The sequence below is a fragment of the Pseudomonas sp. BNK-44-b genome, from assembly GCF_047456245.1.
Lineage (GTDB): Bacteria > Pseudomonadota > Gammaproteobacteria > Pseudomonadales > Pseudomonadaceae > Aquipseudomonas > Aquipseudomonas machongensis.
The window spans coordinates 4,566,927-4,580,378 of sequence record NZ_CP179908.1 but is presented as its reverse complement, the minus strand read 5'-3'; the positions used below and the strand labels follow the sequence as shown (position 1 = coordinate 4,580,378).

Annotated in this window: 10 protein-coding genes; 5 read left to right on the top strand and 5 right to left on the bottom strand. The window is 64.1% G+C overall.

Annotated elements, in window-relative coordinates:
- Positions 1 to 56: 56 nt before the first annotated feature.
- The 5 genes from cobG to ACMGGG_RS20825 all read left to right on the top strand — a co-directional run bounded on the left by cobG (position 57) and on the right by ACMGGG_RS20825 (position 5,236).
- On the top strand, positions 57 to 1,388 hold the full coding sequence (cobG, locus tag ACMGGG_RS20845; RefSeq protein ID WP_414154355.1) for a precorrin-3B synthase: 1,332 nt from the start codon (positions 57 to 59) through the stop codon (positions 1,386 to 1,388).
- Positions 1,381 to 2,007, top strand: a complete 627-nt coding sequence (locus tag ACMGGG_RS20840) for a precorrin-8X methylmutase (RefSeq protein ID WP_054894218.1) — start codon at positions 1,381 to 1,383, stop codon at positions 2,005 to 2,007. The genes cobG and ACMGGG_RS20840 overlap by 8 nt, the downstream gene beginning before the upstream one ends.
- A complete protein-coding gene (locus ACMGGG_RS20835; RefSeq protein WP_172964810.1) occupies positions 2,004 to 2,738 on the top strand; it encodes a precorrin-2 C(20)-methyltransferase in 735 nt (244 codons plus the stop codon). The genes ACMGGG_RS20840 and ACMGGG_RS20835 overlap by 4 nt, the downstream gene beginning before the upstream one ends.
- Entirely contained in the window at positions 2,726 to 4,432 is a 1,707-nt protein-coding gene (gene cobJ, locus ACMGGG_RS20830) for a precorrin-3B C(17)-methyltransferase (RefSeq protein ID WP_414154354.1), read from the top strand. Before ACMGGG_RS20835 ends, cobJ begins: the two co-directional genes overlap by 13 nt.
- A 120-nt stretch (positions 4,433 to 4,552) precedes the next feature.
- Positions 4,553 to 5,236 (top strand): hypothetical protein, encoded by a 684-nt coding sequence (locus ACMGGG_RS20825; RefSeq protein ID WP_112899272.1) that lies wholly within the window; start codon positions 4,553 to 4,555, stop codon positions 5,234 to 5,236.
- Between the two features lie 785 nt (positions 5,237 to 6,021).
- Here ACMGGG_RS20825 and ACMGGG_RS20820 read toward each other — a convergent pair.
- From ACMGGG_RS20820 to dusB, 5 genes are all read right to left on the bottom strand, one after another.
- Complete coding sequence (locus tag ACMGGG_RS20820; protein WP_414154352.1) at positions 6,022 to 8,793, bottom strand: response regulator; 2,772 nt, start codon at positions 8,791 to 8,793, stop codon at positions 6,022 to 6,024.
- A gap of 135 nt (positions 8,794 to 8,928) precedes the next feature.
- Complete coding sequence (purD, locus tag ACMGGG_RS20815; RefSeq protein ID WP_063546314.1) at positions 8,929 to 10,224, bottom strand: phosphoribosylamine--glycine ligase; 1,296 nt, start codon at positions 10,222 to 10,224, stop codon at positions 8,929 to 8,931.
- Between the two features lie 182 nt (positions 10,225 to 10,406).
- Positions 10,407 to 12,014 carry a bifunctional phosphoribosylaminoimidazolecarboxamide formyltransferase/IMP cyclohydrolase gene (gene purH, locus ACMGGG_RS20810; RefSeq protein WP_414154351.1) on the bottom strand — a complete coding sequence of 536 codons (1,608 nt, stop codon included), beginning with the start codon at positions 12,012 to 12,014 and terminating at the stop codon, positions 10,407 to 10,409.
- 80 nt (positions 12,015 to 12,094) lie between these two features.
- On the bottom strand, positions 12,095 to 12,415 hold the full coding sequence (gene fis, locus ACMGGG_RS20805) for a DNA-binding transcriptional regulator Fis (protein WP_029614158.1): 321 nt from the start codon (positions 12,413 to 12,415) through the stop codon (positions 12,095 to 12,097).
- On the bottom strand, positions 12,412 to 13,425 hold the full coding sequence (gene dusB, locus ACMGGG_RS20800) for a tRNA dihydrouridine synthase DusB (RefSeq protein WP_054894209.1): 1,014 nt from the start codon (positions 13,423 to 13,425) through the stop codon (positions 12,412 to 12,414). Before dusB ends, fis begins: the two co-directional genes overlap by 4 nt.
- Positions 13,426 to 13,452 lie beyond the last annotated feature (27 nt).

The window sequence follows — 13,452 nt, the reverse complement described above, 5'->3', positions numbered from 1 at the left end:
CGCCGGACAAAGCAGGCATAATACCGCGCCTTCTACACTGAAGCGCGTCTTCACGATTGCCGGAATCCCCCTTGAAGCCACCCCACACACCCGCCGTTTCGCCCCGCCCCTCGGCTTGCCCGGGGTTGTGGCGCATCGTCGCGGCGCGTGATGGCGGCATTTGCCGGATCAAACTGCCCGGCGGCCTGCTGCTGGCCGAGCAGGCCGAGGCGGTGGCCGAGGCTGCCGAGCGCTTCGCCGGCGGGGTGATCGAGGCAACCAACCGCGCCAACTTGCAGATACGCGGTATCGGCGACCACCACCTGGCGCTGGTCGGGCACCTGCTCGATGCCGGCCTCGGCCCGCGCGAGGCGGCCGGTGACGATGTCCGCAACCTGATGCTCAGTCCGTTGGCCGGTGTCGATCCGGCGATGCTGATCGACATTCGGCCCCTGGCCGGGCAGATCCTGCACCTGCTGGAAACCACCCCGCGTCTGCATGAACTGTCGGCCAAGTTCGCCGTGCAGCTCGACGCGGGGGAGTCCCTGGCGATGCTCGCGCACCCCCATGACCTGTGGCTGTCGGCGCTGTTGCTTGACCGGCAGGTGTGGCTGGCCTTCGGGCTGGCGGGCTGCCCGGGCGATGGCGCAACCCTTGGCGCCGTCCCGCTGGAGCAGGGGGTGGCATTGGTGCAGGCGGTGCTGGAGCGCTTCCTCGACCTGGCCACGCCCGAGCAGACACGGATGCGCCAGTTGCTGCAGACCTGCCCCGTGCAGGATTTCGTCGAAGGGCTGGGCCTGCCGATTCGTCGCGACAGCGCTGTGCGTCAATGGCGGCGTGTGCCTGCCACACCGCGCTGGCTCGGTGTGTTGGCCCAGCGTGAGGGCAGTGCATTCGGCGTGGCGCCGCCGCTGGGGCGCTTGACGCCCGCCATGCTTCGCGGCCTGGCCAGGCTTGCGCGCGAGGCCGGTGATGGCAGCCTGCGGCTCACACCCTGGCAGAGCCTGGTGCTGCCGAACTTCGATCCATCGCTGCTCGGGCAGGCCCAAGCTGAGACAAAGGCGCTGGGCATGATCAACGACGTCTTGCAGCCACTTGCACGCATCAGCGCTTGCACCGGCTCCAGTGGTTGCGCCAAGGGCCAGTCCGACACCAAGGCCGATGCGCAGGTGATCGCCGGCCTGCTGCACCATGGCGCCCCGGCCAGTGTGCACCTGTCGGGCTGCCCGCGTTCCTGTGCCGTGGCCCATGTCGCCCCGGCCACCCTGCTGGCCCGCGCCCCGGGCCGTTATGACCTTTATTTTCGCGATGCACGCCTGCCGGGTTTCGGCCGACTGCGCGCATCCGACCTTACCCCAGAAGAAGCAGGCGCCATGCTCGACCTGCCGACGGAGCACCTTGATGATTGACTACATCCGCGATGGTCAGGAGATCTATCGCAATTCCTTCCGCATCATTCGCGAGGAGGCCCGCCTGGAGCGGATTCCGGCCGATCTGGAAAAGCTCGCGGTGCGGGTGATCCACGCCTGCGGCATGGTCGAGGCCATCGACGGCCTACAGTTTTCCGAAGGTGCCGGAACGGCGGGGCGCCAGGCCCTGGCCAAGGGCGCACCGATTCTCTGCGACGCGCACATGGTTGCCGAAGGTATCACCCGCGCGCGTCTGCCGGCCGACAACCCGGTCATCTGCACCCTGCGTGATCCCAGCGTGCCGGGCCTGGCCAAGGACGCCGGCAACACCCGCTCGGCGGTGGCCCTCGAGCTGTGGCGCCCGCATCTGGAGGGCAGCGTGGTGGTGATCGGCAATGCCCCTACCGCGCTGTTCTACTTGCTGGAAATGCTTGACGCCGGTGCACCCAAGCCTGCGTTGATCCTGGGCTTCCCGGTAGGCTTCGTCGGCGCTGCCGAGTCCAAGGCGATGCTGGCCGCCGACAGCCGTGGTGTGCCGTTCGTCATCATGCAGGGGCGTCTGGGTGGTAGCGCCATGGCCGCCGCCGCTGTCAATGCGCTCGCCACGGAGGTGGAATGATGCAGCCCCGTGGACGTCTGCTCGGCCTGGGGGTTGGCCCTGGCGACCCGGAACTGATCACGGTCAAGGCCCTGCGCCTGCTGCGCGAGGCGCCGGTGGTGGCGTATTTCGTGGCCAAGGGCAAGCGCGGCAATGCCTTCGGTATCATCGAGGCGCACCTGCAGGCGCAGCAGACCCTGCTGCCGCTGGTGTATCCGGTCACCACCGAGGTGCTGCCGGCACCGCTGTCGTACGAGCAGGTGATCAGCGACTTCTACGACGAAGCCAGCGTGCAGGTGGCCGAACACCTGGACGCCGGTCGTGATGTGGCGGTGATCTGCGAAGGCGATCCGTTCTTCTACGGCTCCTACATGTACCTGCACGATCGCCTGGCCCAGCGCTACGAGGCCGAGGTGATCCCGGGCGTGTGCTCGATGCTCGGCGGGGCGTCCGTACTCGGTGCGCCGCTGGTCTACCGCAACCAGACCCTGACCGTGCTCTCCGGTGTATTGCCCCACGAAGAACTCAAGCGCCGTCTGGCCGATGCCGACGCCGCAGTGATCATGAAGCTTGGGCGCAACTTCCCCAAGGTGCGCGAGGTGCTTGCCGAGCTGGGCCTGGACGGTCGCGCGTTGTACGTGGAGCGCGCAACCATGGCCAACCAGAAGATCGTCGCGCTGGACGCGGTTGATCCGCAGTCTTCGCCGTATTTCTCGCTGATCGTGGTACCGGGTGAAAAATGGCAGGGATGAACAGCGACAAGGCACCGGCCATCGTCATTCTCGGCCCTGGCAGCCTGGCCACCGCCCAGCGGATCCAGCAGCGTTATCCACAGGCGCGGGTTTACGGCCTGAGCGGCCGGGTCGAAGGTGTCGAGCACTGCTACGAATCCTTCGGCGACACCCTGCGCGGCCTGTACCGCGAGGGTGCGCCGATCATCGCCCTGTGCGCGGCCGGGATCGTCATTCGCACCCTGGCGCCCCTGCTTGGCGAGAAGGGCGCCGAGCCGCCGGTGCTGGCGGTGGCGGAGGACGGCAGCGCCGTGGTACCGCTGCTGGGCGGCCTGAGCGGCGTCAATGTCATGGCGCGGGAGATCGGCGAGGTGCTGGGGGTGGCGGCGGCCATCACCACCAGCGGTGAGCTGCGTTTCGGCACCTGCCTGCTCAATCCGCCGACAGGCTACGCCTTGGCGGACCTGGAGCAGGGCAAGCGCTTCGTCTCTGACCTGCTGGCCGGCGAGAGCGTGCGCATCGAAGGCGCGGCGCCCTGGCTGGCCCAGGCGCAACTGCCCGAAGACGCAGCAGCCCGACGCAGTATTCATGTCGGCTGGCAGGCACGTCCGGCTAGCCGCGACGAACTGCTGATCCATGTGCGTTCGGTGTTGGTGGCGGTGGATGTCGTCCAGCCAGACCTCCCCGCCCGTGTGCGTGCTGCCCTGGCTGCGGCGAATATCGCTGAAGCCTCGTTGGCGTGTTTGCTGGCGGGTGAGGATGACATGGCCGAGCCAGCCTTGTATGAGGCGGCGCGAGAACTTGGTGTGCCGCTGCGGTTTGCGTCGTCACGTTCAAGCCTGGCCGAGATGGCCACGCAGGCACTGGATGGAGCACAGGTCATCGAACAGTGCGGACTGGCCATCGCCGTGACGCCGTCGCCGATCGTTCCACAACAGGTCGGCCGTCTACGCGGCCGCCTGGCGGTGATCGGACTGGGCCCTGGCGCCGCCGACCTCATGGTGCCGGCGGTCAAGGCCGAACTGGCTCGCGCCGAGGATGTGCTGGGTTACGAAACCTACGTGCGCATGGCCGGCCCTTTCCGTGCCGATCAGGTGCTGCACTGCACCGATAATCGCGAAGAGATGCAGCGCGCGCGCCATGCCTTCGAACTTGCCGCACAAGGGCGTTCGGTGGTGGTGGTGTCGTCGGGCGATCCGGGGGTGTTCGCCATGGCAGCCGCCGTGTTAGAGGCGCTGCACGAGTCCAGCGATCCGGCCTGGCACCGGGTCGATCTGCAGATACTGCCGGGCGTCTCGGCATCCCTGGCCACCGCTGCCCAGGCCGGAGCTCCGCTGGGGCATGACTTCTGCGTCATGTCACTGTCGGACAATCTCAAACCTTGGTCGATCATCGAGAAGCGCCTGGACCTCGCGGCGCAAGCCGACCTGGTACTGGCCTTCTACAACCCGATTTCAAAGTCCAGACCGCACCAGCTCGGTGTGGCGCTGGAGGTGGTACGCCGACATCGACAGGGCAACACGCCCGTAGTCCTTGGTCGCGATATCGGTAGGCCGGGGCAGACGCTGAAGGTCGTCACGCTGGCAGAGCTGCTGCCGGAGATGGTCGATATGCGCACGATGGTGCTGGTTGGATCCTCGACCACTTGCTGTATCGACAAGGTCGGAGGGGGGCGCTGGGTCTACACCCCTCGCTGGTACGACCGCGACTCCTGAGGGAGCGCTTGCCCGCCGGGGAAGGGTTACGCAGCGCCCGCATCCTGTTCTTCTCATTAGGTTGGTAGCCGAGGCCAGAAGGCCTCGGACATCAATTGAACCAAGAGAGGAACAACGGTCATGACTGCTGAAAACCACGATATAGAGATCTTGCCCAAACGTAACGTATTCGTGTTCTCCGATACCATGGACATGCGCAACCGGGATGCTGCCAAGGAGTGTCACGTATTCGCCATGAGCGCGGCGTCGGCAGAGTTCAATCCGGTCACTCAAGCGGCAGAATGGTTCCAGAACTATACGTCGGTCATGCAGCAGGCCGGCTGGCTGCCGGTCAACTACAAGACCGAAACCGTCACTGATGGCGGCAAGTCGATGTCCGCCAGCAACCTTGTAGGCAAGGGTTTGAAGCTGGCTGCCAGTTATCTCTCTGGCGGTGTGAAAGATACCGTGCAGAAAGTCGGCACAGCTGCGATGGATGCGATTGCCAATTCGCCGGATGCCGTCACGGTCTTCGATATCGAGGCCAAGGAGATCGATAACACTGCGCTGACGCTGGCCCAGTGCGAACAGTCGCCTGGCGGTGAGGTGGTGATGTTCATCGTGTCGATCCAGAGTGACGGCGACCCTGTGACCAACTACAAAGGCTTGCTGTTCAACTGGACGTCTCATACCAATCTCACCGTGACCAACAGTGCTGCGTTGGTCTTCCATCACGGTCTGTACGAGTCGGTGCGTGATGTGCTGACTTCTCGTGTCTCCTCGAACAGCCGCAAGTCGCTGTTGAACATGAAACTGAAGGCCTGATCCCACCTGCTCGCGCCTGGCGCGGGTGTCACGCGACTGCACCAGGCGCAGCCTTGGCACAAAGGAGAGCACCATGAGTGTGGATAACGACAAAGCAGTTCGCGCCAGCGCGGCTCCGGGTAGTCTGGCCGTGTTCTTGCCGGGAGTGAGTCCTGACGAGCGCGAGGACATCTTGCTGGGTAACCTGTATGCCCAGCTCACCACCCGCGAGGAGTTTGGTGCAGGTCTGGTCACGGACTGGTTCGATTGCTACAGACGCAAGCTGAAATTTCTCGGATGGGATGCCACGCCTGCCCCAGGTGTGATCTTGCCAGGACCGGACAGGGACAGCCTCAAGAAGGATGCGCTGGCCTTGATCAGCCAGTACGGCAGCGCAGCGATGGCAGATGCGACCCGGCAGGCGCTGGAGGGTCTGGCGCAGGATGCCGAGGCGCTGGAGATTTTTTCGTATTCGTTGCGCCAGACGGAAAAGATCCATTTCCAGTTGCTGCCCTGTGTAAGGCATTCGGGAGATTACTTCGACATGGTGATCTATCACATGGAGGGAGGAGTGACTGCCCGCTGGAACATCGGAACGCTGTTCATGAATCAGAATCCTGGGCTGGACTTCTCGAAGGTGCGGGTGGAGTTGGTGCGATTCAACCTGAGGCTGTTCCGTGACAAGTACAAAGCGCTCGTGCGTCAACGGGTGTATGGGAAGGGGGGGACTTCCTGCGCAACGTTAAGCTCGCGAAAAGCTGAAACCTTTGTATCCGGCGGCCTGCGGACCAGGGTCGCTGGATTTGTCAGGGGGCGTGCAGGTGATCTGTCACGGCCTCGCGCTGGTTCGCCCAGAACTGGATCAGTTCGCGCAGTTGCGACAGCTCTACAGGTTTGGCCATGTGCCCGTCCATGCCGGCCAGGCGCGCGCGTTCCTTGTGTTCGCTGAGAATATGCGCGGTCAGCGCCACCACTGGAGTGCGCTGGCGCTGGTTGGCCGCCTCCCAGTCACGCAGGCGTTGGGTCGCGGAGAAACCATCGAGTATCGGCATCTCGCAATCCATCAGGACCAGGTCGTAGCGCGTGGCCTGCATCGCCTCCAGCGCCTCTTCGCCGTTGCTGGCAGTGTCGGGCTCGAGGTTGAGCTTGCCGAGCATGCCGCGGATCACCTTGGTCGAGATGCTGTTGTCTTCGGCGACCAGGATACGGAAGTCGGCAGGCAGGTTCAGCGGCGTTGGCGTGCCACCGAGGGCGGCAATTATCGCCGGCTCGCGGCCGCGCTGGGCCAGCTCTTCGGCCAGGGTGGTCTTGAGCGTGTAGCCGGCTACCGGCTTGGCGAGGATGCGTTTGACCCCGGCATTGCGGGCGATGATCTTGCTGGGCGCGTTGCTGATGCCGGTCAGCATGATCACCAGGATGTCGTGGTTCAGGCTCGGATCTTCCTTGATCTTGGCTGCCAGTTGCATGCCTGTCATGCCGGGCATGTTCTGGTCCAGCAGCACGGCATCGAAGTAGTCGCGCAGGTGTGCCTTGGTGCGCAGCAGCGCCAGTGCCTCCTTGCCGGAAGGCACGGCGCTGACGTTCATGCCCCAGGCGCTGCACTGCTGCACCAGCACCTTGCGACAGGTGTCGTTATCGTCCACTACCAGCACCCGAGCATCGCGCAGCGGACCGTCAAGGTCGGCGGGCGGCTGTTCCAGGCGCAGTGGATCGAGCGGCAGTGTCAGCCATAGCGTATTGCCCAGGCTGGTGCTGGTCTTGATGCCGAATTCGCCGTGCATCAGGCCGATCAGTTGCTTGGCGATCACCAGCCCCAGGTGGCCGCCGAGCTTGTTGCTGGAGAGGAAGTGGTGGCTGTGCAGCTCGGCCTGCAGCAAAGCCTCGCGCTCGGCGCTAGCCATCGGCTCGCCGCTGTCCTGCACGGCGATACGCAGGCGCGGAGCGTCACCGCGCTGGTCGAGGGCCACCACCAGCAGGATTTCGCCTTGGTCGGTGTTCTTCAGGGCATTGTCCAGCAGACTCGACAGCGCCTGACGCAACCGCGTCGGGTCGCCGCTGATCACGCGTGGCACCTGTGGCTGGGTGAAGCTGATCAGCTCGATGTTCTGCTGTTCGGCCTTGGCCCGGAAGATGTTCAGGCAGTCTTCGATCAGTGCGTTGAGATCGAACTGCACATCATCCAGCTCGATCTGTCGTGATTCGAGCTTGGAGATGTCGAGGATCTCGTTGATCAGCGTGAGCAACTCGTTGCCGGCGCTGTGGATGGTCTGCACATAGTCGCGCTGCTTGACCGACAGCGGTGTGCCCAGCAGCAGCTCGGTCATGCCCAGCACGCCGTTCATCGGCGTGCGGATCTCGTGGCTGATCTTGGCCAGGAATTCGGCCTTGGCGTTGATCTCGGCGTCGCTGGCGGCGAGGGCTCGGCTGGCGCGCACGCGCTCCTCGTTGATCTTGCGCAGGCGCTCGCTGACGGCAAGGTTCAGCAACAGGCCGCTGACCACGGTCAGCCCCATCAGGATGACCAGCAGCCAGGGGGTGGGGGTGCGGGTCAGGCCGAGCAGCGCCGGCAGCAGGACCAGGCCACCGAGGTTGAACACCAGCATGGCCAAGGTGAACAGGCGGGCGGGGTTGTAGCCCTTGTACCAGTAGTAGGCGCTGGCCAGGAGCATGCTCAGGCTGCCGAGGGCAAGCAGGGTGTAGGTGGTCAGGTTCAGCGGCAGGGTGTCGATGAACAGCAGGAGCAAGCCGCTGATCGCGGCGATCAGCATTTCTGCCTGCAGGATGCGGGTGAGCCGCGCGGAACCGCAGGGCGAGAAGAAGCGCTGGGTGAAGTACAACCCGCAAAGCCCTGCCAGGACCAGCGTGAGGTAGGCAGCAGGCGTTTGCGCGCTGTGCCACAGGTGCCACCACGGGCCGCTGAGGTTGAGCAGGATCAAGGCACTGAGCAGCATCAACGCGTGGTAGAGCGCCAGCACCAGGGTCGTGCTGGAACGGGTGTAGAAGAAGCGAATCAGGTTGTGCAGGATCAGCATCACCAGGCCGCCGAACAGCAGGCCGAACAGCAGCGGCTGGCGCTGGTCGATGGCCGCGCTGGCCGCCGGTTCCAGAGAGATCGCCGGGCGCAACTGGTGCTCGGAGACCAGGCGCAGGTAGATGTCCAGCGGTTGTGTGGCGTTGGGCAGTGGCAGAACGTGGTCGCTGCCGCGCAGGGTGGGGCTGGCGTTGCCCAACTGTCGACCATGGTGCAACTGGCGCAGCAGCGTGCTGCCGTCGAGGGCGTAGAGGTCCAGGCGTGACAGGTCGGGGGCGAAGATGCGCAGCAGGCGCTCCTGGTCGGCGGGCTCCAGACGGTAGTGCAGCCACAGGGCCTGGTCGGGCAGGGCGGCATCCAGCTCATCCAGTTGCAGCGGGCTGAACTGGTTGCGATAGCGGTCGGAGCGTACGTCGGAGAGCTGCAGGCTTGCCTGTTCATCGAGCAGCACAGACCACCCGCCGCCTTGTTCGGCCGCAGCCGGAAGCAGGCAGAGCAGGGTCAGCATGCTGACGATCAGGGCAGTGGCAATCCGAAGCCGACGCACGACGAGATCCTTTCTTGGCTGATAAGCCGGATAACAACTATGCGCGGCGTGCCGCGCCGAAGGCAAGGCCCCGATGGGGCCCTGTCGACGAGCCGCAGGCCGTGCGCCAAGGCGCTACGACCTGCGGGCCGCAATTTACTGCTGGTGTTCACCGCGCTCGCGGGCGATGGCTCGGTAGCCGATGTCGGTACGGTAGAAACTACCGTTCCAGCTGACTTCCTTGGCCAGGCGGTAGGCCTGCTGCTGTGCATCGGCAACGGTGCTGCCCATGGCGGTGGCACACAGGACGCGTCCGCCATTGGTGGTCACCTGGCCATCCTTGAGTGCAGTACCGGCGTGGAACACCTTGCCTTCGATCTTGGCAGCAGCGTCCAGGCCGTGGATCACGTCACCCTTGGCGTAGTCGCCCGGGTAACCGCCAGCGGCCAGCACTACGCCCAGGCTCGGGCGTGGGTCCCACTGTGCTTCGACCTTGTCCAGAGCCTTGGCGAATGCGGCCTCGACCAACAGCACCAGGCTCGACTCCAGGCGCAGCATGACCGGTTGTGTCTCGGGGTCGCCGAAGCGGCAGTTGAACTCGATGACCTTGGGGTTGCCTGCCTTGTCGATCATCAGGCCGGCATAGAGGAAACCGGTGTAGACGTTACCTTCCTCGGCCATGCCGCGCACGGTCGGCCAGATCACCTGGTCCATCACGCGCTGGTGCACGTCGGCCGTGACTACCGGGGCCGGCGAGTAGGCGCCCATGCCGCCGGTGTTGGGGCCGGTGTCTTTGTCGCCGACACGTTTGTGGTCCTGGCTGGTGGCCATTGGCAGCACGTTGTGGCCATCGACCATGACGATGAAGCTGGCTTCCTCGCCGTCGAGAAACTCCTCGATCACCACACGCGAACCGGCTTCACCGAAAGCGTTGCCGGCGAGCATGTCGCGCACGGCGTCTTCGGCTTCCTGCAGGGTCATGGCGACGATCACGCCCTTGCCTGCGGCCAGGCCGTCGGCCTTGATCACGATCGGTGCGCCTTTCTCGCGCAGGTAGGCCAGCGCCGGCTCGATCTCGGTGAAGTTCTGGTAGTCGGCGGTCGGGATCTTGTGGCGAGCCAGGAAATCCTTGGTAAAGGCCTTGGAGCCTTCGAGCTGCGCTGCGCCCTTGGTCGGACCGAAGCAGTCCAGACCGCGGCTGCGGAACAGGTCGACCACGCCAATGACCAGTGGCGCTTCAGGGCCGACGATGGTCAGGTCGACGTTCTTCTCGGCGAAATCGGCCAGTTGCTCCAGGGCGCAGACGTCGATGGCGACGTTCTCGCATTTGGCTTCGATGGCAGTGCCGGCGTTGCCCGGGGCCACGAAGACTTTCTCGACGCGTGGATCCTGGGCGACTTTCCAGGCCAGGGCGTGTTCACGGCCGCCGCTGCCGATGATCAAAACTTTCATGTCAAAACCTCGAAATCTGTCGAACGAGAGACAATGCTTCTCGCTGTACGAGGTCGCACTGAAGCAGGTAGATGCAAGGCGGGGACGGTTCCGATGAGCGGAGTTGCCTTCTGGCAATGAGCATCAGCGGAACCGGCCCCAACGCAGCAGATGCCTGCTTCAGTGCGGCCGATTGCCATAAATCAGTGGCGGAAATGGCGCATACCGGTAAACACCATCGCGATACCGGCTTCATCAGCAGCAGCAATCACCTCGGCATCACGCATCGAGCCACCCGGCTGGATCACAGCGCTGATACCCACCTTGGCGGCGTTGTCGATGCCGTCGCGGAATGGGAAGAACGCGTCCGAAGCCATGACCGCACCCTGTACCTGCAGACCAGCATGCTCGGCCTTGATTGCAGCGATGCGAGCGGAGTTGACGCGGCTCATCTGGCCGGCACCGACACCGATGGTCTGGCGGTTCTTGGCGTAGACGATAGCGTTGGACTTGACGAACTTGGCGACTTTCCAGGCGAACACCAGGTCGTGGATCTCTTGCTCGGTCGGCGCGCGTTTGGTGACGACCTTCAGGTCCTCGGCGCTGATCATGCCGATATCGCGGCTCTGCACCAGCAGGCCACCGTTGACGCGCTTGAAGTCCCAGCCAGCAGCGCGCTCGGCAGGCCATTCGCCACACTCGAGCAGGCGTACGTTCTGCTTGGCGGCGACCACGTCGCGGGCGGCCTGGGAGATTTTCGGTGCGATGATCACTTCGACGAACTGACGCTCGACGATGGCCTTGGCGGTTTCGCCGTGGAGTTCGCGGTTGAAGGCGATGATGCCGCCGAACGCCGACTCGGTGTCGGTGGCGTAGGCCAGGTCATAGGCCTTGCGAATGCCACCTTCGTTTTCCGGGACCACCGCCACGCCGCACGGGTTGGCGTGTTTGACGATGACGCAGGCCGGCTTGAGGAAGCTCTTCACGCACTCCAGCGCGGCGTCGGTGTCGGCCACGTTGTTGAACGACAATTCCTTGCCCTGCAACTGGACGGCGGTGGAAATGCTGGCCTCGCCTTTCTTTTCTTCGACATAGAACGCCGCGCTCTGGTGCGGGTTCTCGCCGTAGCGCATTTCCTGGGCCTTGACGAACTGGCTGTTGAAGGTGCGCGGGAACTCGCTGCGGCCTTCGGTCGACAGGGTGTCCTTGGACTGGTCGATGCTGCCCATGTAGTTGGCGATCATGCCGTCGTAGGCGGCGGTGTGCTCGAAGGCCTTGAGCATCAGGTCGAAGCGCTGGGCGTAGGTCAGGCCGCCGGCCTTGAGGCCTTCGACGATGCCGGCGTAGTCGCTGGCGTTGACCACGATGGCGACGTCCTTGTGGTTCTTCGCCGCGGAACGCACCATGGTCGGGCCGCCGATATCGATGTTCTCGATGGCGGTCGGCAGGTCGCAACCTGGCTTGCTGATGGTGGCTTCGAACGGATACAGGTTGACCGCGACCAGGTCGATCGGCTTGATGCCGTGCTCGTTCATGATGGCGTCGTCGGTGCCGCGACGGCCGAGGATGCCGCCGTGGATCTTCGGATGCAGGGTCTTGACCCGGCCGTCCATCATTTCGGCGAAGCCGGTGTAGTCGGCCACTTCCACCGCGTTCACGCCGTTATCCTTGAGCAGCTTGTAGGTGCCGCCGGTGGACAGGATCTCGACACCGAGCTGTTGCAGCTCACGGGCGAACTCGAGGATACCGGTCTTGTCGGAGACGCTGATCAGGGCGCGGCGGATCGGCAGGCGGGTAGTCTGGTCGGTCATTTCGGATTCCATAACGCGGTGGAGTCAGCAAAAAAGGCGCCTCTTTCAACGGAGCCGCCTTTTCTGATTGGGATTCTGGCTTACAACAGGTCGTACTGTTTGAGCTTCTTGCGCAGGGTGCCTCGGTTGAGCCCGAGCATCTCGCTGGCCTTGGTCTGGTTGCCCTTGACGTGGTTCATCACGCTCTCGAGCAGCGGTGCCTCGACTTCCGAGAGCACCAGGTTGTACACGTCCGTGACGGTGGCGCCTTCCAGGTGGGCGAAGTAGTTGTGCAGTGCCTTTTCGACGCTGTCGCGCAGGGTCTGGCCCTCTTCGCTCGGCGTGTTCAGGTGCTGCTTCAGGTTGGCGTTGTCGCTCACGGGCGTTGTTCCACTCACTAATGTCTCGGTCATCATCGTCATGCGGCCACCCCTTGTCCGTCCTCTGTCTCAAGGCTCTGTCGACGTTCGGCGAAAAACGCCCGAACGTTGGCGCACTGCGCTTGGGTATCTTCCAAGGCATTGAAGCGGGCGCGAAACTCCCTGCCGCCCGTGCGTGTTGCCAGGTACCAGCCCACGTGCTTGCGGGCGATACGTACGCCCATCACATCCCCATAGAAGGCATGCAGCGCGGCAAGGTGCTCCAGCAGAATGCGTTCCACTTCATCCAGCCCGGGAGCCGGAAGATGCTCGCCTGTCCGCAGGTAATGCTCGATCTCGCGGAAGATCCATGGCCGCCCTTGGGCGGCACGGCCGATCAGCAGGCCGTCGGCCCCTGTGGCATCCAGCACCGCCCGGGCCTTTTCTGGCGACGTGATGTCGCCGTTGGCGAAAACCGGGATCGACACCGCCTGCTTGATTGCGGCGATGGTGTCGTACTCGGCTTCACCGGTGTACAGGTCGGCGCGTGTGCGGCCATGCACCGCCAGCGCCTGGATTCCAGCCTGTTCAGCGATCTTCGCCACGTTCAGGCCGTTCTTGTTCGAGCGATCCCAGCCGGTGCGAATCTTCAGGGTGACCGGCACATCGACCGCACCGACCACCGCGTCGAGGATTTCAGCGACCAGCGCTTCATCTCTCAATAAAGCAGAGCCTGCCGCTTTGTTGCAGACTTTTTTTGCCGGACAGCCCATGTTGATATCGATGATCTGGGCACCGGACTCGACGTTGGCTCGCGCTGCCGCGGCCAGCATCTGTGCATCGCCACCGGCAATCTGTACCGAACGCGGTTCGGGATCGCCTTCGTGGATGCGGCGCAGGCGCGATTTGCGGCTGTTCCACAGGTTCATGTCGCTGGTGACCATCTCCGACACCACCATGCCCGCTCCCAGACGTTTGCAAAGCGTGCGGAAAGGCTGGTCCGTCACCCCGGCCATAGGCGCGAGGATCAGGTTGTTCTGCAGTGTATATGGGCCGATGCGTACCGCCGACATAGGTGTTCCCTGTTGTGGGGCCGGATC

Excerpts from the sequence above, each read along its gene's own strand:
- fis (WP_029614158.1), bottom strand. The coding sequence starts at position 12,415 with ATGACGATGATGACCGAGACATTAGTGAGTGGAACAACGCCCGTGAGC.
- ACMGGG_RS20825 (WP_112899272.1), top strand. The coding sequence starts at position 4,553 with ATGACTGCTGAAAACCACGATATAGAGATCTTGCCCAAACGTAACGTA.
- purD (WP_063546314.1), bottom strand. The coding sequence starts at position 10,224 with ATGAAAGTTTTGATCATCGGCAGCGGCGGCCGTGAACACGCCCTGGCC.
- cobJ (WP_414154354.1), top strand. The coding sequence starts at position 2,726 with ATGGCAGGGATGAACAGCGACAAGGCACCGGCCATCGTCATTCTCGGC.
- purH (WP_414154351.1), bottom strand. The coding sequence starts at position 12,014 with ATGACCGACCAGACTACCCGCCTGCCGATCCGCCGCGCCCTGATCAGC.
- dusB (WP_054894209.1), bottom strand. The coding sequence starts at position 13,425 with ATGTCGGCGGTACGCATCGGCCCATATACACTGCAGAACAACCTGATC.
- ACMGGG_RS20835 (WP_172964810.1), top strand. The coding sequence starts at position 2,004 with ATGATGCAGCCCCGTGGACGTCTGCTCGGCCTGGGGGTTGGCCCTGGC.
- ACMGGG_RS20840 (WP_054894218.1), top strand. The coding sequence starts at position 1,381 with ATGATTGACTACATCCGCGATGGTCAGGAGATCTATCGCAATTCCTTC.